This window comes from Caballeronia sp. LZ033 (assembly GCF_031451265.1).
GTDB lineage: Bacteria > Pseudomonadota > Gammaproteobacteria > Burkholderiales > Burkholderiaceae > Caballeronia.
Genome location: NZ_JARUXQ010000001.1, coordinates 2,300,177 through 2,324,077, shown reverse-complemented (window position 1 = coordinate 2,324,077; position 23,901 = coordinate 2,300,177). Strand labels below are relative to the sequence as shown.

Sequence of the window (23,901 nt, the reverse complement as noted above, 5' to 3'; positions counted from 1 at the left end):
CGTTACGGAGAGAGCGATGCAGTTCGATGTCGTGACGCTCTTTCCCGAGATGTTTCGCGCGCTGACCGACTGGGGCATCACCAGCCGGGCGGTCAAGCAGGAGCGGTTCGGTCTGCGCACGTGGAATCCGCGTGATTTCACGACCGACAACTACCGCACCGTCGACGACCGCCCCTATGGCGGCGGTCCCGGCATGGTCATGCTGGCGCGTCCGCTGGAAGCCGCGCTGCAGGCGGCGAAAGCTGCGCAGCGCGAGCAGGGCATCGCAGCTACACGCGTCGTGATGTTGTCGCCGCAAGGCGCCACCCTGAATCACGAACGCGTGATGCAGTTCGCTCAGGAGCCGGGTCTGGTGCTGCTGTGCGGCCGTTACGAAGCCATCGACCAGCGTCTGATCGATCGTGAAGTGGACGAAGAAGTGAGCCTCGGCGACTTCGTGCTGTCCGGCGGAGAGCTTCCCGCCATGGCGCTGATGGACGCAGTGGTCCGGCATTTGCCCGGCGTGCTGAATGACGCGCAATCGGCGGTGCAGGACAGTTTCGTGGACACCCTGCTGGATTGTCCGCACTACACGCGGCCGGAAGAGTACGAAGGCGTGCGTGTCCCGGATGTGCTGCTCGGCGGCCATCATAAGGAAATCGAGGCGTGGCGCAGGCGCGAAGCATTGCGCAATACGCTCGCCAAGCGGCCCGATCTGATCGCGCGGGCGCGCAAGAGCAAGATGTTGAGCCGTGCCGACGAGGCATGGCTCGCAGAACTCGCAAAGGAAGCGTCGAAGCCTGCCTAGGTTTCGGGCCGACGAGCGGGATACAGGGGGCGTCGAGTCGCATCGGCGCCTGAAGCAAACCCATCCTCTACCGGGGCCTGCTTTTCAGGCACACAACTCCGGCAAGATGGCACAAGGAGTCAGTAATGAATCTGATTGAACAACTCGAGAAGGAAGAGATCGCACGCGTTCTGGGCGAGAAGAGCATCCCCGACTTCGCGCCGGGCGATACCGTCGTCGTCAACGTGAACGTGGTCGAAGGCACGCGCAAGCGCGTCCAGGCTTACGAAGGCGTCGTCATCGCGAAGCGCAACCGTGGCCTGAACTCGAACTTCATCGTCCGCAAGATCTCGTCGGGCGAAGGCGTCGAGCGTACGTTCCAGACCTACTCGCCGCTGCTCGCGAGCATCGTCGTGAAGCGTCGTGGTGATGTTCGCCGCGCAAAGCTCTACTACCTCCGCGAGCGTTCGGGCAAGTCGGCTCGAATCAAGGAAAAGCTGGTCTTCAAGGACAAGTCGGCTGCTGCTGCCGAGTAAGTCGTCGCAGCAAGACCGCGCACGAGTCCTCCGAAAAAAGCACCCTCGCGGGTGCTTTTTTCTTTGGTGTGTTCAAATCAGGACTTCGGCAGTCCCGTTTCCTTATCGTCCCTTACCCGTAATCCACCCGTGTCCACCGGCAAGACTTCGACTCCGCGCATCCTCGAACCCGAAAAAATGCCTGTCGCGACGACGGGCGAAGCGCTCCCGCCCATCGCACCCGAGCGCCTCACGCCGGAAGGCCTGCGCGCGCGTTTCGCCGTGCAGCTGGACTGGCAACAGGAGGAACGCGAACAGCGCATCAAGGCGATCGGCGGCGACCCGCGCGTGGCGTCGGTGCTGGTGGCGCTGGTCAAGCGCGAGGGCGGCCTGACCGTGCTGCTGACACAACGCGCCGATCACCTGTCGGACCACGCCGGCCAGATCAGTTTTCCGGGCGGCCGCCGCGAGCCGGAAGACGTCGATGCCGCCGCCACCGCGTTGCGCGAGGCGAAGGAAGAGGTCGGGCTGGACGCCGAACATTGCGAGGTCATCGGCGCGATGCCCGAGTACCTGACGGGCACGGGCTTCAGGGTGACGCCGGTGGTCGCGCTGGTCTCGCCGCCGTTCACGTTGCAGGCCGACACATGCGAAGTGGCCGACATCTTCGAAGTCCCGCTCGCCTGGCTGATGACTCCCGCGAATCACGAAGTGCGTGTCTTTCGCTGGGAAGGCGGCGAGCGTCGTTTTTTTGCCATGCCCTACGTGCCGGGCGAAGGAAAGGCGCCCTATTTCATCTGGGGCGCAACGGCCGGCATGTTGCGCAATTTCTACCGCTTCCTCGCGGCCTGAACGTCAACGCGCTCAGCCGGCAGGCGCAGCGCGGGCGCGCGCGATGACGTCGTGCGTGGAAGGCCGCAAACGCTGTGCTATCGTTACGCGAAACTCGAACTAACCGACTGTTTCGGCGCTTGGCATGACTTTTTTCTCTGTATTGCTGGCTCTCATCCTCGAGCAGGTACGCGCGCTCAAGCCGCACAATCCGGTCGCGGCGTTGCTCCAATACCATGCGGAATCCACCGCGCATGGTTTCGATGCCGGCAAGCAGAAGCACGGCATCGTCGCGTGGCTGGTGGTCGTGCTGCCCTGGACGCTCGTCGTCGGACTGATCTACTACGTCCTGTACCGCATCAACTTCGTGCTCGCGTTCCTGTGGAACGTGGTCATCGTCTACTTCACGCTGGGCTTTCGCCAGTTCAGCCACTATTTCACCGACATCCATCTCGCGCTCAACAACGACGACGTGCCGCGCGCGCGCGAAGTGCTGACCGAGTGGACCGGCATCGATACGGTCGACATGCCCGTCAGCGAAATCGTGCGTCATACGCTGGTGCATGCGGTGGTGGCGTCGCATCGGCACGTGTTCGGCGTGTTCTTCTGGTTCCTGATTCCGATCGGTCCAGCAGGCGCCGTGTTGTATCGCATTGCCGAATATCTGGCGCGCGCGTGGTCGAAGCCGGATCCCGAGCGCACCGTCGAGTTCTCCTCGTTCGCGCAGCGCGCGTTCTTCGTGATCGACTGGGTGCCGGCGCGGCTGACGTCGCTCGGTTTCGCGATCGTCGGCAACTTCGAGGACGCCATCTACGCATGGCGCAATCACGCCCGCCAATGGCCGGATGCGAACGAAGGCGTCCTGCTCGCGGCCGGCAGCGGCGCGCTCGGTGCGCGGCTCGCGGGCCCGCTCGCCGAACCGCTGTCGGTCGAGGCGCTGGCTGTGGGCGAGGCCGGTCCGCTGCCCGTCGGCGACGACTGCACGCCGCGCACGCTGCAATCGGCGGTCGGACTCGTATGGCGCGCCGTGATCCTGTGGATGCTGTTGCTGCTCATGCTGACCATCGCCGTTTGGCTGGCGTAATCAGTCTTCAATCGTCGAGCGGATCGCGCGGCGTCTGGCACTGCCAGCACACCGTAAATTGCGGCTCCAGCCATTCGCCGCATTGCTTGCATCTCCAGGGCCGGGCGTTCGCGTCCGGCCCTTTTCGTGCGCGCTCCAGCAGGCGCAACGCCAGGGCTTCGTCGCGGTCGTCGGTGATCCAGATTTCCGGCGCGCACTGATCCGCCGGAATCTCGCCCATCGCGCCATTCAGATAGCGGTTGTGCAATTCGCACGGCACGCCCGCGGTCGCCAGCACGTTCACCCAGTGCTGCGCCGTGATGAGGTTCGGGGCGCGCGTGAGACGCTTCATCGAACGATCTGACTCGCTTCGTGCACCAGTTGCGCGTAGAGCGCGTGTCGCTCGGGCCGGATCTTGCCGGCTTCCACTGCCTCGAGCACCGCACAGCCCGGCTCATGCAGATGATGGCAGTTGTAGAAGCGGCACTCGCCGAGATACGGCCGGAAGTCCGCGAAGGCGCGTTCGAGCTGGCCTTCGCTCAGATGATGCAGGCCGAACTCCTGGAAGCCGGGCGAGTCGATCAGCGCGCCGCCTCCGGGCAGGCCATAGAGCCGCGTGAAGGTGGTCGTGTGGCGGCCGCTGTTGAGCGCGGAGGAGATTTCGCGGGTGGCGGCGTCGGCATCGGGTACCAGCAGGTTGACCAGCGTGGATTTGCCCATGCCGGACTGGCCGAGCAGGATGGTCGCGCGATCCTTGAGGCGCTCGTCGAGCAGCGGATGCACGTTGCCGGGGGTGTGCTTCGCGGACAATTCGACCACCGCGTAACCGAGTTCGCGATACGGCGCGAGCCGTTCGCGCGCGAGCGGCAGCGCGGCTTCCACGTCAATCTTGTTGAGCACGATCAGCGCGTCCAGACCGTGCGCCTCCGCCGCGATCAGCGCGCGGCCGAGCAGGTCTTCGCTGAAGTGCGGTTCGGTGGCGAGCACGATCATGAGCTGATCGAGATTCGCCGCGAAGAGCTTCGACTTGAACTGATCCGAGCGATACAGCAGATTGCGCCGCTCGCCAATCTCGACGATCACGCCCTGATCCGCCGACGACTGCTCGCAGATCACATGATCGCCGACGGCCACTTCGCTTTTCTTGCCGCGCGGGAAGCATTGCAGCAGGGGACCGCCGTGATCGGGCGTCACCAGATAGTGACGGCCGTGCGCCGCGATCACCGTGCCTTCGAAGCGCGCGCCCGCGTCCGGGCGCCCGGAGCCGCGCGTCATGCGGCGTGCTGCATCAGACGGTCGATGCGTTGCGATGCGGGCGGATGGGAGTAGTAGAACGCGGTGTAGAGCGGATCGGGCGTGAGCGTCGACGCGTTGTCCTCGTAGAGCTTGACGAGCGCATTCACGAGGTCTTTCGGATCGGTCTGGCTGGCGGCGAAGGCATCGGCTTCGAACTCGTTCTTGCGCGAGGTCAGGCTGCCGAGCGGCGTGATGAAGAACATGAACACCGGCAGCACGAGCATGAACAGCACGAGCGCGAGGCCGTTGTTGCTGCCGACGAGCGACGGCCGCACGCCGAGCCCTTCATAGAACCAGACGGTCTGCACGAGCCAGCCGAGCAGCGCGAGCATGGCGAGGCTGATGCCGAACATCACGATCATCAGCTTCAGCACGTGACGGCGCTTGAAGTGGCCGAGTTCGTGCGCGAGCACGGCCTCGATCTCACTGCCGGACAGGCGCGCGAGCAGGGTATCGAAGAAGACGATGCGCTTGGCCGCGCCGAAGCCCGTGAAATAGGCGTTGCCGTGCGCCGAACGGCGGCTGCCGTCCATCACGAACAGGCCCTTGGCGGCGAAGCCGGTGCGCGACATCAGGTTCGTGATGCGTGCGACGAGCGCTTCGTCCTTCAGCGGTTCGAACTTGTTGAAGAGCGGGGCGATGAAGCTCGGATAGATGATCATCGCGAGCAGCTGGAAGGCGACCCAGACCATCCAGGTCCAGAGCCACCAGTAGGCGCCGGCGCGGTCCATCAGCCAGAGCGTGAGCAGCAGCAGCGGCGCGCCGATCACGACGGCGAGCACCGTGCCCTTCACGAGATCGATGAAGAACAGCTTCTTCGACATGCGGTTGAAGCCGAACTTCTCTTCAACCACGAAGTGACGGATGTAGTCGAAGGGCAGGTCGATGAGACTCGTGATCGCGATCACGGACGCCACCAGCGCGATCTGCCCGAGATAGCCGCGGCCGAGCCAGCCGGAGATGGCGAGATCGAGCGCCTGCACGCCGCCGAGCAAGGTCAGCGCGACCAGCACGACCGCGCTCGTGACGACCTCGATCATCGTGAGGCGGGTGCGTTCGACCGTGTAATCCGCCGCGCGCTGGTGCGCCGCGAGCGGTATGGTTCCCGAGAATTGCGCCGGCACGCTCTCGCGATGCCCGGCGACGTAGCGGATCTGGCGCGACGCCAGCCAGAGCTTGGTCGCGACCATGCCGACCAGGGCGACGACGAAGAGCGTCGAGAAAGCGAGAGTGAGGTTGGCCATCCGGGAATTCCGATTGAACTATGCGAGAATTATAGGTTCTTGGCTGCGCCGGCGTTGTCACATCCTGCAAGGATTCCGATGCCGTTCCGTCGTGGCTTTCTCTCCTTCAGGCCGCTTTCATGACCGAACTCTCCGCCGCTCCAGACTCCGCGCAGCCCGCCGATGACAACACGCTCGTGCGCAGCGACATGAATCTCGTGTGGCTGGACATGGAGATGACCGGCCTCGATCCCGACAACGACAAGATTATCGAGATCGCGGTGGTCGTGACGAATTCGACGCTCGACAAGCTCGTGGAAGGGCCGGTGCTGGCCATCCATCAGTCCGACGAAACGCTCGGCCGCATGGACGAGTGGAACCGCAACACGCACGGCCGCTCGGGGCTGATCGAGCGCGTCAAGGCGTCGACCGTCGATGAAGCCGAAGCCACGCGGCAGATTCGCGAGTTCCTCGGCCAGTACGTGCCGCCGGGCAAGTCGCCGATGTGCGGCAACTCCATCTGCCAGGACCGCCGCTTCATGGCGCGCTGGATGCCCGAGCTGGAAACGTTCTTCCATTACCGCAATCTCGACGTCAGCACGCTCAAGGAACTGTGCCGCCGCTGGCAGCCGGCCATCTACAAGGGCTTCCAGAAGCGCGCGATGCACACGGCGCTCGCCGACATCCACGAGTCCATCGACGAACTCAAGTACTACCGCCAGCACTTCCTGATTCCGGCGGCGTCGGCATCCGCGTCCGCGGCCGGCACGCCGTAATCACGCCTGCGGCGCGCGCCGCGCGCTTTTCGGACGGAACGCGGTCACCACGTCGGGCCGCGTCTCGATGTACGGGCCGCCAATCAGATCGATGCAATACGGCACCGCCGCGAAAATGCCCGGCACCTTCTGCGTGCCGTCAGCGTCCTTCAAGCCTTCAAGCGTTTCGCGGATCGACTTCGGCTGGCCCGGCAGGTTGATGATCAGCGCGGCATGATCCGCCGTCTCGCGGATCACCGCGACCTGGCGCGACAGTATCGCCGTGGGCACGAAATTCAGACTGATCTGACGCATCTGTTCGCCGAAGCCGGGCATCGGCTTCGTGGCGACAGCGAGCGTGGCTTCCGGCGTGACGTCGCGCCGCGATGGGCCGGTGCCGCCCGTGGTCAGAACGAGATCGCAGCCGAGCGTATCGACGAGTTCGACGAGCGTCGCCGAGATGGTCGCTTCGTCGTCGTGGATCAGGCGGGTTTCGGCGCGAAAGGGCGTGGCAAGCGCTTCGCCGAGCCATGCTTCCAGCGACGGCAGGCCCTTGTCCTCATAGACGCCCTGCGACGCGCGGTCGCTGATCGACACCAGGCCGACGATCAGCTCGTCCGGGTGATTACGCTTCGGTGTCGTCATCACGGCCGTCCTCGTCTCGCTCGCTGTCGTCTTCATCTTCGTCCACGCCCGCCGCGGTCTTGATCCACTGGAACAGCTCGCGGTAATAGCGCGGCGGTTTCTGCTGCTCGCGCTCCTTGCGTGCATTGCGGATCAGCGTGCGGCCTTCCTGCGGATCGACGCCCGGATGATTGCGGATGAATTCGGTCAAGGCGGCATCGTCGGCGAGCAGTTGCTCGCGCGTGCGCTCGATCCAGTGCAGACGCGCCGTTTCGCTCTTGTTCACGCCGCGGAAGGTGTCCAGCGCCGTGCGCAGCGCGGCGGTTTCGTCGTCGTGCAGCGAGCGCATCAGCTTGCCGACATACTGCAACTGACGGCGCTTGCCTTCGTGATCGGTGATACGGCGCGCCTCGCGCACGGCGTCGCCGAGCGCCTCGGGCATCGGCATGCGTTTCAGCGCGTCTTTCGGCAATGCAATGAGCGCCGCGCCCAGCTCCTGCAGCGCGTGCATGTCGCGCTTCAGCTGGGATTTGCTCGGACGGTCGTAGCCGTTTTCGTCGGCGTCGGGCGCGTCGTCGCGGCCGGCATCGATCGGTTGAATGCGGGTTTTACGGTTCATCCCGACATTGTAGCTTGCAGCCGTGCGGCGCCCGGCGCTCCCGCACCCTACAGCCGCGATACCTGCGGGTGAATGCGCGCGCTCCTTGCTATGATCGCGGGATACGCCAGTCCCGCTGTCCGACGTCCGCTTCAACGCGCGTCAGTCCGGGAAATCCGAAGCAACCACGACATGCGCGGGCGCGCGGCGCCCGACTTCCAAAGGCAACCAACATGGCAGCAGACATGGACGTCAAGCAACGCTATTTCCCGCATACGCAGGACGAGCTGAAGGAGATCGCCTCCGACATCCTGCGCTACGCGAAAGAGCTCGGCGCAAGCGATGCCGCCACTGAAATCTCCGAAGGCGACGGCCTGTCGGTGAGCGTGCGGCGCGGCGAAGTCGAAACCATCGAACACAACCGCGACAAGATGGTCGGCGTGACGGTGTTCATCGGCAAGAAGCGCGGCAACGCGAGCACCGCCGACTTCACCCGCGACGCGCTGCGCGACACGGTCGCCGCCGCGTACAACATCGCGCGCTTCACGGCCGAGGACAGCGCGGCGGGTCTTGCCGAAGAGGAACTGCTCGAGCAGTCGCCGCAGGATCTCGATCTCTATCATCCGTGGGACGTCGACGCCGAAGAAGCCGCCGACATCGCCCGCCGCGCCGAGGCCGCGGCCTTCGCTGTCGACAAGCGCGTCACCAATTCGGAAGGCGCGAGCGTCTCCGCGCAGCACTCGCAGTTCGTGCTCGCCACCTCGCGCGGCTTCATGGCGGGCTATCCGTACTCGCGGCACTACATCGCGTGCGCGCCCATTGCCGCCGCGGGCCGCGACATGCAGCGCGACGACTGGTACACGTCGAAGCGCGACGCCGCCAGCCTCGCCGCGCCGGAAGCGGTGGGACGCTACGCGGCGGAACGCGCGCTCGCGCGTCTCGGCGCGAAGAGCCTCGACACGCGCAAATGCCGCGTGCTGTTCGAGGCGCCGCTCGCGGCCGGCATTCTCGGCGCGTTCGTGCAGGCGGTGAGCGGCGGCGCGCTGTATCGCAAGACCACGTTCCTGGTCGACAGTCTCGGCAAGCCGGTGTTCGCGCCGCATATCCAGATCGTCGAGGATCCGCACGTGAAGGGCGGCATGGGCAGCGCGCCGTTCGACGAGGAAGGCGTGCGCACGCAGCGCCGCAACGTCGTGGACGACGGCGTCGTGCAGGGCTATTTCCTGTCGACGTACTCGGCCCGCAAGCTCGGCATGCGGACCACCGGCAACGCCGGCGGCTCGCACAACCTGAGCATGCGCAGCTCGCACACGAAGCCGGAAGACGATTTCGAGGCGATGCTCAAGAAACTCGACACGGGCCTGCTGCTGACCGAACTGATGGGGCAGGGCGTGAACTACGTGACCGGCGATTATTCGCGCGGTGCGTCGGGCTTCTGGGTGGAGAACGGCAAGATCGTGCATGCCGTCGAGGAAATCACCGTGGCGAGCACGCTGCAGGAGATGTTCCGCCACATCGAGGCGATCGGCGCGGACACCGTGGTGCGCGGCACGAAGGAGATCGGTTCGGTGCTGATCGAGCGGATGACGGTGGCCGGTCAGTAAGCTGTCCGGCTTCGACGCTGCAAAGACAAAGCCCCGGTCATGCCGGGGCTTTGTCATTTCGTCATCTTGTCATTCCGACGGCGCGATGCGCTCGTAGGTCACGAACGCAAACGCGAAGTCGTTCGGCGCCGCCGCGCGATGCGGCTCACGCGACACTTCGCGCCACAACTCGGGATCGGGCGCGGGAAAGCGGGTGTCGCCGTCGAAATCGGCGTCGATCTCAGTGACGATCAGCTTGTCCGCCCGTGCGAAGCCGTCCTGATATAACTGCGCGCCGCCGATCAGAAAGGCTTCCTGCGCCGGTTCGAGCGCGAGCGCGGCTTCCAGGTTCGTCACGACGTCGCAGCCTTCGTAACGCCGCGTGGCATCGCGCGACACCACGATGTTGCGCCGCCCGGGCAACGGCCGGCCGATCGATTCATGCGTCTTGCGGCCCATGATGATGGGCGCGCCCATCGTCGTGCGCTTGAAGAAGGCGAGGTCTTCGGGCAGGCGCCAGGGCAATTGGTTGTCGCGGCCGATCACGCCGTTGCGTGCGCGGGCGACGATCAGGGTCAGCGTCGTCATGGGAAGGTCGGAGTCGAGGCAAGCGGCGCGCGCGGTCCGCGCTGCCGGGCCTTCGATTCTAACCGACCGATCCCGTGCGGGCGTTGGACGTCAGGACGGCGGCGGTTCGTCATCGAACGCCATGGGCGCGAGCGGCGCCGAAGGCGCGTCCGACGCCGGAGGGGCTTCGTCCCACAGCCTCACGCTGATGCCGGCGCCGCCCGGGCGGACGGCGGCGTGCAACGATTGCGGATCGTCGTCTTCCAATGGATCGCTTGAATGCGTATCGCGGGAATCGGCGCGCTGGAATGAACTATCGAGTGCCATCTTGACGACATAACCCAAGGTAACTATTCCCGGACTCGGAAGACATCTGGAAATAAAGTAATCATCGCGTCGGTAAAGGCGATTATGCGAACGATGATAGTCGTATGAGTTTTGTACGCACGTTCGGCAAATATGATGTTTTTACGCTCCGACACTGCGCAACTTATGCGAGATGCGTGCCATCCGGGCGGATCCGTTGAGGGGTAAAGCGGGTCGGAAATATTGCGGGAAATGCCACCTGAATAACACGCGAAAACGTTTCAATGGTGAAACGTCACGTCAGAAAAACCTGAAGTCCGTGCGATTCCGGTATAAGATTTTGTCGTATCAAATTGTGCGCAAAGCTTTTAATAAATATGTGAGAAATTCTTGTCAAGCCCGTCCTGTCAGGGTTTTGTGGCGCTTTCGTTCGCCTCGGGCGATATTTGTTTTCGGGGTTTCTGGGTTATAGTAGTCTCTCAAAAACGGCACAGAATCAGACATAAAGGGTTTCGTGGAAGGGTGCAAGGGGTTCCGCGCCAAGTCCCGGGGGCGACGTATCGAACTGCAAGTCCTGCTGTAAATGCACTGGCAAACATGCGAGGACAACGAAGTCTGCGATGTAGCGCGAGCCTTGACTACGCGACCTTTTCAACGAACGTTGAACTAAGGATCTGAATAATGGACGTCGCTCGGCGGCAACTCATATACGTGACTCGCGATCCAAGCGAGACGCTGTGCGCGCGTTTCGAGGAGCGTGGCTGGCACATCGAAATCGTCGCGAGCGCGCGCGACACGCGCAAGGCCTTGCGCAATGACGTGGCAACAGGCGGTCTGCTCGATCTGTCGAGCCATTTCGAATCGCATGAACTGGCAGCGTTCGAATCGTCGCTGACCATGACCAACGTGGGCTGGGTGGCGGCGACCGTCGCGGGCCAGCTGGAAGACTCCGCCGTACGGCGCCTGATTCGCGATTATTGTTTCGATTACGTCACGCTGCCGACGTCGAACGACCGTGTCGTCGATTCCGTCGGGCATGCGTACGGCATGGTGGCGCTGCACGATGCGGCGTCCAACGACGCGCGCAGCGAAGGCCGCGCGGAAGGCGAGATGGTCGGCTCGTGCGACGCGATGCTGGCGCTGTTCCGCTCCATCCGCAAGGTCGCGATGACCGACGCGCCCGTCTTCATCTCCGGCGAATCGGGCACCGGCAAGGAACTCACTGCCGTTGCCATCCACGAACGTTCCGCGCGCCGCGACCAGCCGTTCGTCGCGATCAACTGCGGCGCGATTCCCGCGCATCTGCTGCAATCGGAGCTGTTCGGCTATGAACGCGGCGCTTTTACCGGCGCCAATCAGCGCAAGATCGGCCGGGTGGAAGCAGCCAACGGCGGCACGCTGTTCCTCGACGAAATCGGCGACCTGCCGCTCGAAAGCCAGGCGAGCCTGTTGCGCTTCCTGCAGGAACGCAAGGTCGAACGCCTGGGCGGCCACGGCTCGACGCCGGTGGACGTGCGCATCATCTCGGCGACGCACGTCGACATGCAGACGGCGATGATCGAAGGACGTTTCCGCGCCGACCTGTATCACCGGCTGTGCGTGCTGCAGATCGACGAGCCGCCGCTCAGGGCGCGCGGCAAGGACATCGAATTGCTGGCAAAGCACATGCTCGATCGCTTCAAGAAGGACGCGAGCCGTCGTCTGCGGGGCTTTTCGCCGGACGCCATCGCCGCGATCCATAACTACGGCTGGCCGGGCAACGTGCGCGAGTTGATCAATCGCGTGCGGCGGGCCATCGTGATGTCGGAAGGGCGCCAGATCACCGCGCGCGATCTCGAACTCGGCGAATACGTGGAAGTCGCGCCGGTATCGCTGGCGCAGGCGCGCGAGGCGGCCGAGCGCCAGGCGATTGAACTTGCGCTGTTGCGGCATCGCGGGCGTCTCGGCGATGCGGCGCATGAACTGGGCATTTCGCGCGTGACGCTGTATCGCTTGTTGAGCGCGCACGGCATGCGTCATATCGAAGTCGACGTGCCTCCGGAGCACGCGACACGCGGCTGACTGCCGCCGCCGAATCCTTCGAACGGGCGCCACGGCGCCCGTTTTGCATTGCCGCGTCGGCGGCATGGCATCGCGAGCGTGGTGTCTGCGCGCTTGGTAGAATCGCTCTTTCCGCCTTCCGTTCGCGAGGGCGCGCGGCATTCCCAAGGAACATCGAATGAAACAGTATCTCGAGCTCGTCCAGACGATCCTCGATACCGGCACGTGGCAGGAAAACCGCACGGGCATTCGCACGATCAGCATCCCCGGCGCCATGCTGCGCTACGACCTGCAACAAGGCTTTCCCGCCGTCACCACCAAGAAGCTCGCGTTCAAGTCGGCGATCGGCGAGCTGGTCGGTTTCCTGCGCGCGTCGAAGAGCGCGGCGGATTTCCGCGCGCTCGGCTGCAAGGTGTGGGACGCCAACGCCAACGACAATCCGCAGTGGCTCGAGAATCCCTATCGTCAGGGCCCGGACGATCTCGGCGATGTCTACGGCGTGCAGTGGCGCAAGTGGCCCGCCTACAAGCTGGTCGATGCGCGTTCCGGCGACCAGATCGCCGATGCCACCAACCGCGGCTATCAGCTCGTCACGAGCTTCAGCGAGAACGGGCGCGAACAGGTGCTGCTGTACAAGGCAATCGATCAGCTGCGCCAGTGTCTCGACACGATCATCGAGCGTCCGACCGACCGGCGCATCCTGTTTCACGCATGGAATCCCGCCAAGCTCGACGAAATCGCGCTGCCCGCGTGCCACCTGCTGTACCAGTTCATTCCCAACGCGACCACGCGCGAGATTTCGCTGTGCCTGTATATCCGCAGCAATGATGTCGGCCTCGGCACGCCGTTCAATCTGACCGAGGGCGCGGCGCTGCTGCATCTGGTCGGCCGGCTGACGGGATACACGCCGCGCTGGTTCAGCTATTTCATCGGCGATGCGCACATCTATGAAAACCAGCTCGACATGCTGCAGGAGCAATTGAAGCGCGAGCCGTATCCGTCGCCGCAGCTGATCATTTCGGACCGTGTGCCGGACTACGCGGTCACGAAGCGCTACGAGCCCGAATGGCTGGAGAAGATCGAGCCGACGGACTTCGCGCTCGAAGGCTATCGGCACCACGAGCCGCTCACCGCGCCGATGGCGGTGTAAGCGGCTGTTTCAAGCGGTCCGAGGTTCGGAAAACGCGCGGCTTCGGCCGCGCGTTTTTCATTTCAGACGACGCTCAGCTTCGATGATGATCGTTGCCGCCGCCGTGTTGAGGCTGCTGGGCTTGCTGCGGTTGTGGCTGCGATTGCGGATGGGGCTGCTGTTGCGCTTGCGGCGGTTCGCGATGCGGTTGCTGCATCTGTGGCGGTGCCTGGCGCACCTCCTGATGCATCGGTTGACGCTGGGGCGCGGGATGGAACTCCGGCGGCCGTTGGACTTGCTGCTGCGGCATCGGCGTCGGCGTCGGCGCGTGCGGCTGCTCAACGTGAGTCGGGTGATAAGGCTGTGGTTGCGGCTGTGGCTGTGGCGCGTGCTGAGCAATGGGTGCTTGCGGCTGCGTCGGCGCGTGCTGGGCGAACCCCGCTTGCGGCGCCTGCGGCTGCGCCTGAGTCGGCGGGTGTTGAGCAAAGCTCGCTTGCGGTTGCATCGGCGTTTGAGGTGCGCCGCGATAGACCTGCGGCGCAGGCGCTTGTGCTTGTGCCTGCTGTGGCGCCGGCGCATGAGGCGCGTTGATGAACGGATGTCCTGATGCGGCATCGCCGTGTGATCCGTGCGATGGGCCGCCGAATTGTGCCTGTTGCGGCGGATGCGGCACGCCATTGCCGTGCTGCTGAACCGGCTGTCCGACGCCCGGTGCAGCAGCGAATCCTGGCCGCTGCGGCGCGCCGGGCGGCGGCGACTTCGGTGCATTCGGCCCATGCGCTGCGTTCGACCCATTCGGTGCATGCGCCGCATTGAATGCAGCCCCATCGGCGATCACTTGTCGAGCCGGACCATGTGTCGCGACGAGATGTACCGGTTCATTAGGCGGCACAACGGCCCGCGCATCGCCATGTTGTGGGAACCGGCCCTGAAACGCCGGCGGCGCAACTGGCGCGCGTGTCGCCACGACGGGACGCGTGTAACCGCCCTGCGGCGGCCGATAGTCCGCACGCCGCGCGCCCGGCGCGAAGCTGTCGCGGGTCGGCGCGATGCCCGGCGCGCCCGCGAAGAAATGCGGATTGCGCAGACGCGACGGATCGATGGCATACGGCTGGCGTCCGACCGGCTGGCCACGCACGAACAGGTTCGCCGGCGCGGCGGTGAGTCCGCGTCGCTCGCGATAATTGATGTACGTGTTGTTGATGTGAACCGAGCGATCGACATACACATGCCGGTTCACCCGCTCGTAGTAGCGCGGGCTCCACCCGTCGCGATGCGGATGCCACGGCTCGCCCGGCCCGAGCGGGAACCACGCGAGCCCCGCCGCCGCGACGCCGCCCACGGCAAGCGCGACGTTCCAGTCGACGCCGCCGTCGCCATCGCCGACGAAGCCGACCAGCGCCGGCGCGTAGGCCGGCGGCGCGGCGACGGCATCCGGACCCGGCACCCACGCCCACTGCGACCCGACAAATGCCCAGCGGCCATAGTGATACGGCGCGAAGCCCCACGGTGCATCGTCGATCCAGGTCCAGCCCCACGGATCCTGCCACGCCCAGTGTCCTTGCCGATATGGCGCCCAGTCGGCGGACACGGCATTCGGCACCCACACCGGCCCATACGACGGATCCGTGCGCCAGGTGCCGTTGGCATCGAGATCCTGATAGCCGGGCATGTCACGCGATACATAGCGCGCCGAGACCGAGCGATCCTCGGCGGCATCGCGGCTCGCGGCCCATTGATCGAAGGCATCGGGCGCGGGCGCCGCGTTCGCCGCCGTCTGCGTGAGATTCGTGCCTTCGAAGGTGATCTGCTGGCCGCCGCCAAGCTGCATCGCGCCGCCGTCGCCATACACGGTCACGCCGCCGCTGCGCACCGTGACGGTGGTGGCGCGGCCATCGGGCGCGACGTCCACGCGCAGGTCGCCGGGCGTCGTCACGGTCAGCGCGATGTTCGGCGTGTCGATCTCATAGTTCGAGCCGGGCGGCACTTCGCGCACGCGCGTCGACAGCATGCCCTGCGCGATCTTGAGCTGCGCGGTGTTGTCGTCGAGCGCGAGCACCGTCAACGCGGTGGACGATCCCAGCCGCACCGCCGTCGAGCCGACATGCAGCTCCGAGCGTGCGTTTTCGTCGTTCCAGAGCTGATCGCCGGTCGTGAGCGGGCGGTTGATCTGCGCGTAGGACCAGTCGGAGGCGCCGGCGGGTTCGGTCGTCACGGTGCCGGCCATGTAGTTGAGCCGCGCGATGCGTCCGGGCGGATCGCCGGAGTCGTTCTGCGGCGCGGCGGCCATCGAGGGCGTCTGTGCGAACGCGCCCGTCCCCGCCTGCGACAACAGCGCGCACACGGCAAGTGTCGCGGCGGCCATGGTCCTGGTCTTCATTGTTTTCTCCGCCAGCCGCGCCGTGCGCCATGCGGGCGCCTTCCGTGCGCGCGGCCTGTCGGATCAATGTATCGCCCGGCCGTGTATCCGTACGATGCGGTTTGTAACGGCGCACAGGCGCGCGTAACAAAGCTTATCGGCGGGAGAGGAAGTCTTCGAAGTGACGTTGGCCGGACGGCGTCACGCGCAGCACGCGACGCTTCGCCGTCGGTTCGATCCAGCCGCGCGTCTCGCAGGCGGTCAGGAACGCCGCGCCGAGCGCGCCGCCGAGATGCGGCCGCCGCTCGCTCCAGTCGATGCAGGTACACGCAAAGCGTCTCCTGCGCGCCCGCTGCGCCGTCAGGTCGATGCCGAGCGCCGCGAACGCCTCGGCTCCGTCAGGCGTCGCCTCGAGGGCGGTGGGGCCCGGAGCCTCGGTCGGGCCGCCCACAGCGGCAAGCCAGTGGCGCGCGAGCATGCCGTCGAACAACTGCACGGCCAGTTCTCCCGCCAGATGGTCGTAGCAGGTGCGCGCGTAGCGCATCTCGAGCGGCACGGCGGAGGGAGGCCGTTCGGGCGTGCGCTGCGGCGCGCTGGCCCGCGCCAGATTGGCGAGCGCCTCGATGGCCGCGGCGATGTCGGGCGTCGCGATCCGGTAGTAGCGATGCCGCCCGCTCACTTCGAGCGCCAGCAGCCCGCCTTCGGTGAGGCGCGCGAGATGCCCGCTGGCCGCCGAGGGCGACAGGCCCGCAATCATCGTCAGTTCGCCCGCGGGACGCGCGGTGCCGTCCATCAGCGACCAGAGCATCGCGGCGCGGCCCGGATCGGCGAGCAGCGCGCCGATGCGCGACAGCCCCGGAAAATGGCGTGTGCGCGCGTCGGTGACATCGAGTGCGGTATTCATGGCGTGGATTCGAAACCGTTGACCGGACCGGTTCACTCTAGCGCGACTTCGCAACCGATGTTTCACTGCATCCCGAAATGTCGTTGCATGCGTGCGGCGCTAGAATGACCGCTGGCATTTCAAAGCAGGAGATTTCCCATGACCAGACTGATTCTCGCGAGCCTCCTCGGCTTCGCGATATTGTGCGCGGGCTGTGCGGGCGGCCCGTCGTCATCGGCGGGCGGAGGCGGCAGCATCACGATGTACGGCACCGTCGACCAGGGCATCACCGTCCACGACTAGCCGCATTTTCGCTTCGTATAATCGGCGTCACACGCTTCCAACGATGACGCCCATGAACACGCCCGCCGTAACGCCCATCCCCGCTGCCCCGAAAAGCCGCGCCGAAACCACTTTCCGCTTTCTTGCCGAGCCGACTTCCGTGAATTTTGGCGGCAAGGTGCACGGCGGCGCGCTGATGAAATGGATCGACGAAACCGCCTATGCCTGCGCGGCCATGTGGTCGGGGCGTTACGCGGTGACGGTGAGCGTCGGCAATATCCGCTTCCGGCGGCCCATCCTGGTCGGCAATCTGGTGGAACTGCGGGCGCGCGTGGTCGCGACGGGGCGCACCAGCATGCACATCCATATCTCCGTGCACGCGGGCGATCCGAAAGTCGGCGAGTTGCAGCAGACCACCGATTGCCTGATGGTGTTCGTCGCCGTCGACGAAAAAGGCAGCCCGACGCCCGTGCCTCCATTCGTGCCGGAAACCGACGAGGAACAGCGCCTCGCCCGCTATGCGATGGACGTGAAGGACGCGCTCGATGCGATCGTCGAGCTGAAGCCGGAGGAAGTCGCGGCGGGCAAGGTCTGAACCCGCCGCATGGCCGGAACGACGCGCGTTATGGCTCGCCGACCATGTCGCCCGGCTTGACCCATTCGTCGAACTGCTGCTCGGTCACAAAGCCGAGCGCGAGCGCGGACGCTTTCAGCGTCGTGCCTTCCTTGTGCGCCTTCTTCGCAATCTTCGCGGCCTTGTCGTAGCCGATATGCGGATTCAGCGCCGTCACCAGCATCAGCGATTCGTTGAGCAGGCTGTCGATGCGCTTCTCATTCGGCTCGATGCCCACTGCGCAGTTGTCGTTGAAGCTGTGCGCGCCGTCGGCAAGCAGGCGGATGGACTGCAGCACGTTGTGCGCGATCATCGGCCGGAACACGTTCAGTTCGAAGTTGCCGCTCGCGCCGCCGAAATTCACCGCGACGTCATTGCCGAAGACCTGACAGCACAGCATGGTCACGGCTTCGGACTGGGTCGGGTTGACCTTGCCCGGCATGATCGAACTGCCCGGCTCGTTCTCGGGAATCGACAGTTCGCCCAGCCCGCAGCGCGGGCCGCTCGCGAGCCAGCGCACGTCGTTGGCGATCTTCATCAGGCTCGCCGCGACGGTCTTCAGCGCGCCATGCGCGGCGACGAGCGCATCGGCGGCGGCCATGACCTCGAACTTGTTCGGCGCGGTCTCGAAGGGCAGGCCGGTGAGCTTGCCGATCGCCGCCGCCACCTTGCCCGCGAACTGCGGATGCGCGTTCAGCCCCGTGCCGACCGCCGTGCCGCCCTGCGCCAGCTGGTACAGGTGCGGCAAAGTCGCCTCGACGTGGCGGATGCCCTGGTCGAGCTGCGCGACATAGCCTGAGAACTCCTGGCCGAGCGTGAGCGGCGTCGCGTCCTGCAAGTGCGTGCGGCCGATCTTCACGATCTTCGCGAACGCCTTCGATTTCTCGTCGAGCGTGTTGCGCAGCGTCTTGAGCGCCGGCACCAGATGCTTGACGATGCCGTAGGCGGCGGCGACATGCATCGCGGTCGGGAAGACGTCGTTGGACGACTGGCCGCGGTTGACATCGTCGTTCGGATGCACGAGACGCTCTTCACCGCGCGCACCGCCGAGAATCTCGCTCGCGCGGTTCGCGATGACCTCGTTGAGGTTCATGTTGGTCTGCGTGCCCGAGCCGGTCTGCCACACGGCGAGCGGAAATTCGTCGGGATGCCTGCCGTCGATGATTTCCTGCGCGGCCTGCATGATCGCCTTCGCCTTTTTCGAGTCGAGCTGCTTCAGCTCGTCGTTCACCTCGGCGGCGGCGTGCTTGATGACGGCGAGCGCCGTGATCAGCTCGGGCGACTGCTTTTCCGTCGAAATCTTGAAGTTCTGCAACGAGCGCTGCGTCTGCGCGCCCCAGAGTTTGGCGTTCGGCACGGCGATCTCGCCGAACGTGTCCTTCTCCATCCGTACGTCGCCTTGCGCGTTCTGTGTCATGGCTCGAAAGTCCTTACGAAGTTGGATCAAAGCTGCTTGTCGACGGGCAACAGCATAAACAGGCCTGTCATCGCATTGCGATATAACCCTGCTTCGGGATCGAAATTCCAGGTGACGAGGCTGCCGTCCTGCTCGGCGGTCCACATGAGCCCTGATTGCGGGGCTCCCGTGCGCCGCAACTCCTCGGTGACGGCCGCGCTGGCGAGCTGGACCCGCCAGCTGACTTTCGGATCGGTGCCGTGGTCGAACAGCTGGGCGGCCTGGCTGGCGATGGACGCGTCGTGGATCACGAGCGCGAGTTCGGTGTTCAGTTTCGCCGAGCGCGGATCGAGATTCATGGAGCCGATCACGAGGATACTCCGATCGATCACATAGGCCTTGGCATGCAGGCTGGCGCGCGACTGCGAGCCGAACAGACCCGCGCGCGGACTGCCTTCGCCCGCCACCTGCAGCGGCTTGAATTCGTACAGTTCCACGCCGTGCTGCAACAGCGGAATCCGATACGGCGCGTAGCCTGCCTGCACCGCGACGGCATCGGTTGCGGCAAGCGAATTGGTCAGCACCGCGACGCGCACGCGGCGCTTCGTCACCTCGGAGAGGATGTTCACGCCGGCGTCGTGCGGCACGAAGTAGGGCGAAATGATCAGGAACTCGCGCTGCGCTTCTTTGAGCAGTTCCGCGAGGCGGTTCATCGGCGGACTCTGGTAGTCGTCGCTCGGATGCTCGATCTTCGACGGCGAATCCACCCAGAATTCCGTCGGCGCCCACACCAGGCCCATTTCCCCGCGCGCGATCTGCCGGGCCAGCGGCGTCGCGTTGAGCGGCTTGGCGTTCAGCGGGTCCGCCTGGGCGCGCCAATGCGCGCGCAGGTCGTCGCGGGTCTTGTCGAGCTCGGCGGGGTCGAATTTCTGCTTGTTCAGCGCGCGCAGCGGGTAGGAGAGCGGGCTGTTCCAGTAGTCGTCGAAGCTCGCGGAGATCTTCTGCGTGACCGGACCGGCGGCGAACACGTCCAGGTCGCGGAACTGCAGCGTCGGGCTCGCGCTGAAGTATTCGTCGCCGAGATTGCGGCCGCCGACGATCGCGATCTGGTTGTCCGCGATCATCGCCTTGTTGTGCATCCGGCGCGTGAAGTGATTCAGATTCGTGAAGAAATTCTGCGTGCGCTCGGCAAAGCTGCGCTGCGCACTGCCGTACGGGTTGAAGACACGGATCTCGATCTTGTCGTGCGAATTGAGCGCCGCCATGATCCGGTCGATGTCCTTGAAATTCAGGTCGTCGACCAGCATGCGCACGCGCACGCCGCGATCCGCCGCATACAGCGCCGCGCCCAGCAGCAGCTTGCCGGTGTTGTCTTCCTCGGCAATGTAGTACTGCATGTCCAGCGTCTTCGTCGCCGCGCGGGCGAGCGCGATGCGGGCCTGGAGCGCGTCGGTGCCGGTCGGCAGCAGGCGCACTGCGGATTGCTCCGGATGCTGTCGTTCGAGCGGCGTCAGCGCGGTTTCGAGCGGCGTCGCGGTGTCGGGCGGGAGCGCCTGGCTTGCCGGACGGTCGAACGCCGTCGCGGGCGGGCGCGTGGCGCAGGCGGCGAGCAGTGTCGCGGCCAGCAGCGCCGTGGCCAGGCCGCGCACGCCTGACATAATTCCTCGCGGCGCAACGCGCCGATCCTTTCGCACGCCCGGCGCGCCACGCCGTGCTGCTCGCTGCATTCCCCGGCTTTCCGACACTTCGATTCCTCGTTCTCGTTGTTGCGACTCGTCCGTCGCTTGCGTTCTGGTGTACGTGGCGGACGAAGCGTCGTAGCAAAAAGCGTTCTCCCGCCACGTCATCGAAACAATTCTAAGGGGAATCGTGAGGCAGCCCTGTCGACGTCGGTGGCATGGCGAACGAGGAGGGCGGCAAAGGCGCCGGACAAAAAAAAGCCCGCCTGGTCGAAGGCGGGCTGACAACCCCTGTCACAGATGTCTCAAGGAGGAGACGGATTCATCCTAACCATGGACGGGCCGCGCACCAACCAAGCATTCGTGCCATGCATTTCGTCACGTGGCTCATTTGTTTATCAGGCATCACGCGTGGCCGTGCGGGGCGGCGCTGGCATCGGCGGCGTCCGGGTTCGGGGCCGTGCCGGTTTCGATGAAGCGCCGGCTGATGCGGTGAAACCGCAGCGTCATCAGCGCGGCGACACTTGCGAGCCCGGCGGCGAGTCCCCACCACAGGCCCTTCGCGCCCAGTTCGAAATGGAACGCGAGGACATAGCCCGTCGGAAAGCCGACGCCCCAGTAGCCGAACGCGGCGGCGAGCATCGGCACGCGGGTGTCGCGCAGGCCGCGCAGGCAGCCCGAGCCGACGGTCTGCATGCCGTCGACGATCTGGAACACCGCCGCCACGCCGAGCAGCGACGCGGCGAGCGCGACGGTGCGAGCGTTGGCGGGATCGTCGAGTTTCAGATACAGGCCGACGATCGCGTGCGGCACCGTGATCAGCACGAGGCCGGAGCACATCATGAAGCCGACGCCCAGCGCCAGCGCGACGAAGCCCGCATGGCGCGCGGCGACCGGCACGCCCGCGCCGACCCAGTAGCCGACCCGCACGTTCGCCGCCTGACCGATCGCGAGCGGCACCATGAACGCCACCGACGCCACGTTGAGCGCGATCTGGTGCGCGGCCAGCGGCGCTTCGCCGAGCAGGCCGACCATCATGCCGGTGGCGAGGAAGAGCGTGGATTCGACGCCGTAGGTGATCGCAACCGGCCAGCCGATGCTGAACAGCTCGCTCATCAGCGGCAGGCGCGGCCGCGTGCGCGTGACGAAATGGCGATAGCGCGGCCGCAGATGCAGGAACGCGACGAGTGCGAGCGCGATCAGCCAGACGGTGAGGGTGGTCGCCGCCGCGGAGCCAAGAAAGCCTTCGCGCGGCAGGCCATAGGCGCCGTGAATCAGGCCGTAGTTGAGGAAGCCGTTGACGAACACTCCGCCGATCGACACCCACAGCAGCCTGCGCGCCGCACCGATGGCCGGCAGGAACGCGCGCATCATGCCGACGCCGATCAAACTGCCGGGCGTGCCCCAGCGCAACACCGCGCAGTATTCGCCGACGTTCTTCGCCAGCAGCGCCGGTTCGTGGAACGCGAGCAGGATGGCTTCGGCATAGGACAGCAGCACGAAGGCGGGCACTGCGAGCAGCAGCGAGAGCACGAAGCCGGTCCAGTAGATGCTCGGCACGCGCTCGTCGGCGTTGGCGCCGCGTGCGTGCGCGACCGATACCGACACCGACGTCAGCACGCCCTGCAGCAGCGTCACGACGACGAAGAAGAGATTCGCGCCGAGGCCGCCGGCGGCGAGCGCATCGGGACCGAGCGAGCCGAGCAGGATGGTGTCGGTGACGCCCATTGCCATCTGCGAGAGCTGCGCGATGGCGAGCGGCGCCGCGAGGCGCGCGGTGTCGGCGGCGTGACGGGTGAGGCTCGGCGGTCCTTGATGCGCGCGCTGCGCGCGCGTGGTCTGGGCTTGCATGGTTGAGAGCGAATCAAACGGAGAGGACACGGCGGCGTGGCGGCGTGGCGGCGCGGCGTGGGGACGCAAGCTTCCTGACCGTGCCGACGTCAGGATTATTCCGCGCCTTTCCCGGGGCCAGGCCGCGAAACGAAAGATGACAAGCTTATTGCGTCGCGTGCGGCCTGTCGATGACGCGCCGGCTTATGCCGGGCTTTTGGCAAGCGCGTGACGCGTGCGCTCAAGCTTCGCGATGCGTCACGCGGGGGCGCGCACGCGGATGGTCCGGCCGTCGAGTTTCACGACCTGGCCCGCGCGGATCTTGCAGGTCTTACGCAGTTCCACGTGGCCGTCGACGGTGACTTCGCCCATGGCGACGCGCGCTTTCGCGGAGCCGCCGCTGTCCGCGAGACCCATCAGCTTGAGCAGGTTGTGAAGTTCGACGAAGTCGCCCGTGAGGGTGAATTGGAGTGACGGCATGGACGGGCGAAGCAGGATTGCAGGAAGTAGGCGTCCATCATAAACCACCGGCCCCGCGCGCCGGGCATGCGCCGTGCTCTTTGCAAACGGGACCCCGGTAAACGGTTCGAAAGCAGTCTGGTTGGCAAATGTAGCCAGATGAAAGCGTCGGTAACAATGACAGCTTTTGGAGAACTCGTCCGCACACCGTCGGGTCCGACGGTTTGACTGAAACAGCTTCGGTCATCTTTCCAAATCGACAAACGCCGCGCGGACCGCATTCCGGCGGCACACAAACCAGAGAGAGGACACGCTCATGACTCAAGCTCGCAATCTGTTGATCGGTACCGCCATTGCCACGCTCGCTGCTTCGAGCGCCTTCGCGCAAAGCACGCAGCCGGCCCCCATGACGCCCCCGCCCGCGCAGGCGCAGACCATGCAGCCGGCGCCGGGCCAGATGTCGAATCAGATGCCGGGCAACGCGATGCCCGCGCAGGCCCAGCAACCGGCAACGCCGGCGCCGCAGAACCTCGTCGCACCCGCTCCGACGGACCCGCTCGTGCAGCGCCGCAACGCCAACGCACAGGCCAACGCGGAATACCGCGCGTCGAAGAAGGCGTCGAAGGCCGAACTGAAGGCGCAGCGCCAGCAGGCCAAGGCCGACTACAAGGAAGAGGTCAAGAACGCGAAGATCAATCGCAAGGCCGACAAGGACGCCGCCAAGGCCGAACTGAACGCCACTGAGCCGAGCACGCCGAAGGACACGGGACTGCAGCACTAAGCGGATCACTAGGCGGGTCGCTGTCCAAGCGGAAACGTTCAAGGGAAGACTTATGAAGCAAGGATCGAAGGCATTCATGGCCGCGCTTGTCGCGGCGACGCTGGCCAGCGCGAGCGCAGCTTCGTTCGCGCAGACCACCAGCGACGCGCCGATGACGAAGGCCGATCAGAAGGCGGCGAAGAAGCAGGCGTCGGCCGACAAGGACGCCGCTGTCGCGCAGGCCAAGGCCGACAAGAAGAAGACCGAAGCCCAGTCCGAAGCCAACGAAGCCGCTGCGGACGCCAAGCTGAAGAACGCGAAGAAGGCTGACTGATCGTCTGAAC

General features: G+C 65.4%; 25 protein-coding genes. 12 read left to right on the top strand and 13 right to left on the bottom strand.

Going from position 1 to position 23,901, the window contains the following annotated elements; genetic code table 11:
- Positions 1-16: 16 nt before the first annotated feature.
- The 4 genes from trmD (at position 17) to QCE62_RS10880 (ending at position 3,196) form a co-directional block, all read left to right on the top strand.
- Positions 17-787, top strand: a complete 771-nt coding sequence (gene trmD / locus QCE62_RS10895; RefSeq protein ID WP_309917541.1) for a tRNA (guanosine(37)-N1)-methyltransferase TrmD — start codon at positions 17-19, stop codon at positions 785-787.
- 125 nt (positions 788-912) lie between these two features.
- Positions 913-1,302 (top strand): 50S ribosomal protein L19, encoded by a 390-nt coding sequence (rplS, locus tag QCE62_RS10890; RefSeq protein WP_309809258.1) that lies wholly within the window; start codon positions 913-915, stop codon positions 1,300-1,302.
- Positions 1,303-1,479: 177 nt separating this feature from the next.
- Positions 1,480-2,133: a CoA pyrophosphatase gene (locus QCE62_RS10885; protein WP_309917539.1), complete on the top strand. Its 654-nt coding sequence runs from the start codon at positions 1,480-1,482 to the stop codon at positions 2,131-2,133.
- 124 nt (positions 2,134-2,257) lie between these two features.
- On the top strand, positions 2,258-3,196 hold the full coding sequence (locus QCE62_RS10880; protein ID WP_309917536.1) for a CobD/CbiB family protein: 939 nt from the start codon (positions 2,258-2,260) through the stop codon (positions 3,194-3,196).
- 7 nt (positions 3,197-3,203) lie between these two features.
- On the opposite strand, the gene QCE62_RS10875 is transcribed toward QCE62_RS10880, so the two are convergent.
- The 3 genes from QCE62_RS10875 to QCE62_RS10865 are packed head-to-tail and all read right to left on the bottom strand — an operon-like array spanning position 3,204 to position 5,715.
- Positions 3,204-3,527 (bottom strand): DUF2007 domain-containing protein, encoded by a 324-nt coding sequence (locus QCE62_RS10875; protein WP_309917533.1) that lies wholly within the window; start codon positions 3,525-3,527, stop codon positions 3,204-3,206.
- Complete coding sequence (rsgA, locus tag QCE62_RS10870; protein ID WP_309917530.1) at positions 3,524-4,450, bottom strand: ribosome small subunit-dependent GTPase A; 927 nt, start codon at positions 4,448-4,450, stop codon at positions 3,524-3,526. Before rsgA ends, QCE62_RS10875 begins: the two co-directional genes overlap by 4 nt.
- Positions 4,447-5,715: a M48 family metallopeptidase gene (locus QCE62_RS10865; protein ID WP_309809247.1), complete on the bottom strand. Its 1,269-nt coding sequence runs from the start codon at positions 5,713-5,715 to the stop codon at positions 4,447-4,449. The genes rsgA and QCE62_RS10865 overlap by 4 nt, the downstream gene beginning before the upstream one ends.
- Before the next feature lie 119 nt (positions 5,716-5,834).
- Here QCE62_RS10865 and orn point away from each other — a divergent pair, with 119 nt between their 5' ends.
- Positions 5,835-6,470, top strand: a complete 636-nt coding sequence (gene orn / locus QCE62_RS10860; protein WP_309809245.1) for an oligoribonuclease — start codon at positions 5,835-5,837, stop codon at positions 6,468-6,470.
- Here the strand turns inward: orn and mog are convergent, their stop codons facing one another.
- Complete coding sequence (gene mog / locus QCE62_RS10855) at positions 6,471-7,094, bottom strand: molybdopterin adenylyltransferase (RefSeq protein ID WP_309917528.1); 624 nt, start codon at positions 7,092-7,094, stop codon at positions 6,471-6,473. It lies immediately after the preceding gene.
- Positions 7,075-7,692, bottom strand: coding sequence for a ribosome biogenesis factor YjgA (gene yjgA / locus QCE62_RS10850; protein WP_309917525.1), 618 nt, complete (start codon positions 7,690-7,692; stop codon positions 7,075-7,077). Before yjgA ends, mog begins: the two co-directional genes overlap by 20 nt.
- Positions 7,693-7,904: 212 nt before the next feature.
- Here yjgA and pmbA point away from each other — a divergent pair, with 212 nt between their 5' ends.
- Complete coding sequence (gene pmbA, locus QCE62_RS10845; RefSeq protein WP_309917522.1) at positions 7,905-9,275, top strand: metalloprotease PmbA; 1,371 nt, start codon at positions 7,905-7,907, stop codon at positions 9,273-9,275.
- 69 nt (positions 9,276-9,344) lie between these two features.
- On the opposite strand, the gene QCE62_RS10840 is transcribed toward pmbA, so the two are convergent.
- Together QCE62_RS10840 and QCE62_RS10835 are read right to left on the bottom strand one after the other, a co-directional pair.
- The gene (locus QCE62_RS10840) at positions 9,345-9,842 is read right to left on the bottom strand and encodes a dihydrofolate reductase (protein WP_309917518.1); all 498 of its coding nucleotides are present in this window, start codon (positions 9,840-9,842) and stop codon (positions 9,345-9,347) included.
- A 90-nt stretch (positions 9,843-9,932) separates the two neighbouring features.
- Complete coding sequence (locus QCE62_RS10835) at positions 9,933-10,166, bottom strand: hypothetical protein (protein WP_309917515.1); 234 nt, start codon at positions 10,164-10,166, stop codon at positions 9,933-9,935.
- Positions 10,167-10,808: 642 nt separating this feature from the next.
- Between QCE62_RS10835 and QCE62_RS10830 the strand changes: the two genes are divergently transcribed.
- Together QCE62_RS10830 and QCE62_RS10825 are read left to right on the top strand one after the other, a co-directional pair.
- The gene (locus QCE62_RS10830; protein ID WP_309917512.1) at positions 10,809-12,188 is read left to right on the top strand and encodes a sigma-54 dependent transcriptional regulator; all 1,380 of its coding nucleotides are present in this window, start codon (positions 10,809-10,811) and stop codon (positions 12,186-12,188) included.
- Positions 12,189-12,345: 157 nt separating this feature from the next.
- Complete coding sequence (locus QCE62_RS10825; protein WP_309809228.1) at positions 12,346-13,317, top strand: thymidylate synthase; 972 nt, start codon at positions 12,346-12,348, stop codon at positions 13,315-13,317.
- Between the two features lie 73 nt (positions 13,318-13,390).
- On the opposite strand, the gene QCE62_RS10820 is transcribed toward QCE62_RS10825, so the two are convergent.
- Together QCE62_RS10820 and QCE62_RS10815 are read right to left on the bottom strand one after the other, a co-directional pair.
- Positions 13,391-15,676, bottom strand: coding sequence for a DUF6600 domain-containing protein (locus QCE62_RS10820; RefSeq protein ID WP_309917510.1), 2,286 nt, complete (start codon positions 15,674-15,676; stop codon positions 13,391-13,393).
- A gap of 133 nt (positions 15,677-15,809) precedes the next feature.
- Complete coding sequence (locus QCE62_RS10815) at positions 15,810-16,559, bottom strand: helix-turn-helix transcriptional regulator (protein WP_309917508.1); 750 nt, start codon at positions 16,557-16,559, stop codon at positions 15,810-15,812.
- Positions 16,560-16,697: 138 nt separating this feature from the next.
- On the opposite strand from QCE62_RS10815, the gene QCE62_RS10810 reads away from it, so the two are divergent.
- Both QCE62_RS10810 and QCE62_RS10805 read left to right on the top strand, forming a co-directional pair.
- Entirely contained in the window at positions 16,698-16,841 is a 144-nt protein-coding gene (locus tag QCE62_RS10810) for a hypothetical protein (protein ID WP_309917507.1), read from the top strand.
- A 52-nt stretch (positions 16,842-16,893) separates the two neighbouring features.
- Positions 16,894-17,415 carry an acyl-CoA thioesterase gene (locus QCE62_RS10805; protein ID WP_309917505.1) on the top strand — a complete coding sequence of 174 codons (522 nt, stop codon included), beginning with the start codon at positions 16,894-16,896 and terminating at the stop codon, positions 17,413-17,415.
- Positions 17,416-17,443: 28 nt separating this feature from the next.
- Here the strand turns inward: QCE62_RS10805 and fumC are convergent, their stop codons facing one another.
- The 4 genes from fumC to QCE62_RS10785 form a co-directional block, all read right to left on the bottom strand.
- Complete coding sequence (gene fumC, locus QCE62_RS10800) at positions 17,444-18,850, bottom strand: class II fumarate hydratase (protein ID WP_309917502.1); 1,407 nt, start codon at positions 18,848-18,850, stop codon at positions 17,444-17,446.
- A 26-nt stretch (positions 18,851-18,876) separates the two neighbouring features.
- Positions 18,877-20,556: a phospholipase D family protein gene (locus tag QCE62_RS10795; RefSeq protein WP_404987312.1), complete on the bottom strand. Its 1,680-nt coding sequence runs from the start codon at positions 20,554-20,556 to the stop codon at positions 18,877-18,879.
- A gap of 357 nt (positions 20,557-20,913) precedes the next feature.
- Positions 20,914-22,359: an MATE family efflux transporter gene (locus tag QCE62_RS10790; protein ID WP_309917498.1), complete on the bottom strand. Its 1,446-nt coding sequence runs from the start codon at positions 22,357-22,359 to the stop codon at positions 20,914-20,916.
- 237 nt (positions 22,360-22,596) lie between these two features.
- Positions 22,597-22,818 carry an RNA-binding S4 domain-containing protein gene (locus QCE62_RS10785; RefSeq protein ID WP_309917495.1) on the bottom strand — a complete coding sequence of 74 codons (222 nt, stop codon included), beginning with the start codon at positions 22,816-22,818 and terminating at the stop codon, positions 22,597-22,599.
- A gap of 295 nt (positions 22,819-23,113) precedes the next feature.
- On the opposite strand from QCE62_RS10785, the gene QCE62_RS10780 reads away from it, so the two are divergent.
- On the top strand, positions 23,114-23,578 hold the full coding sequence (locus QCE62_RS10780) for a hypothetical protein (RefSeq protein ID WP_309917492.1): 465 nt from the start codon (positions 23,114-23,116) through the stop codon (positions 23,576-23,578).
- Positions 23,579-23,630: 52 nt separating this feature from the next.
- Positions 23,631-23,891: a hypothetical protein gene (locus QCE62_RS10775; RefSeq protein ID WP_309917490.1), complete on the top strand. Its 261-nt coding sequence runs from the start codon at positions 23,631-23,633 to the stop codon at positions 23,889-23,891.
- The last annotated feature ends 10 nt before the right edge of the window (positions 23,892-23,901 follow it).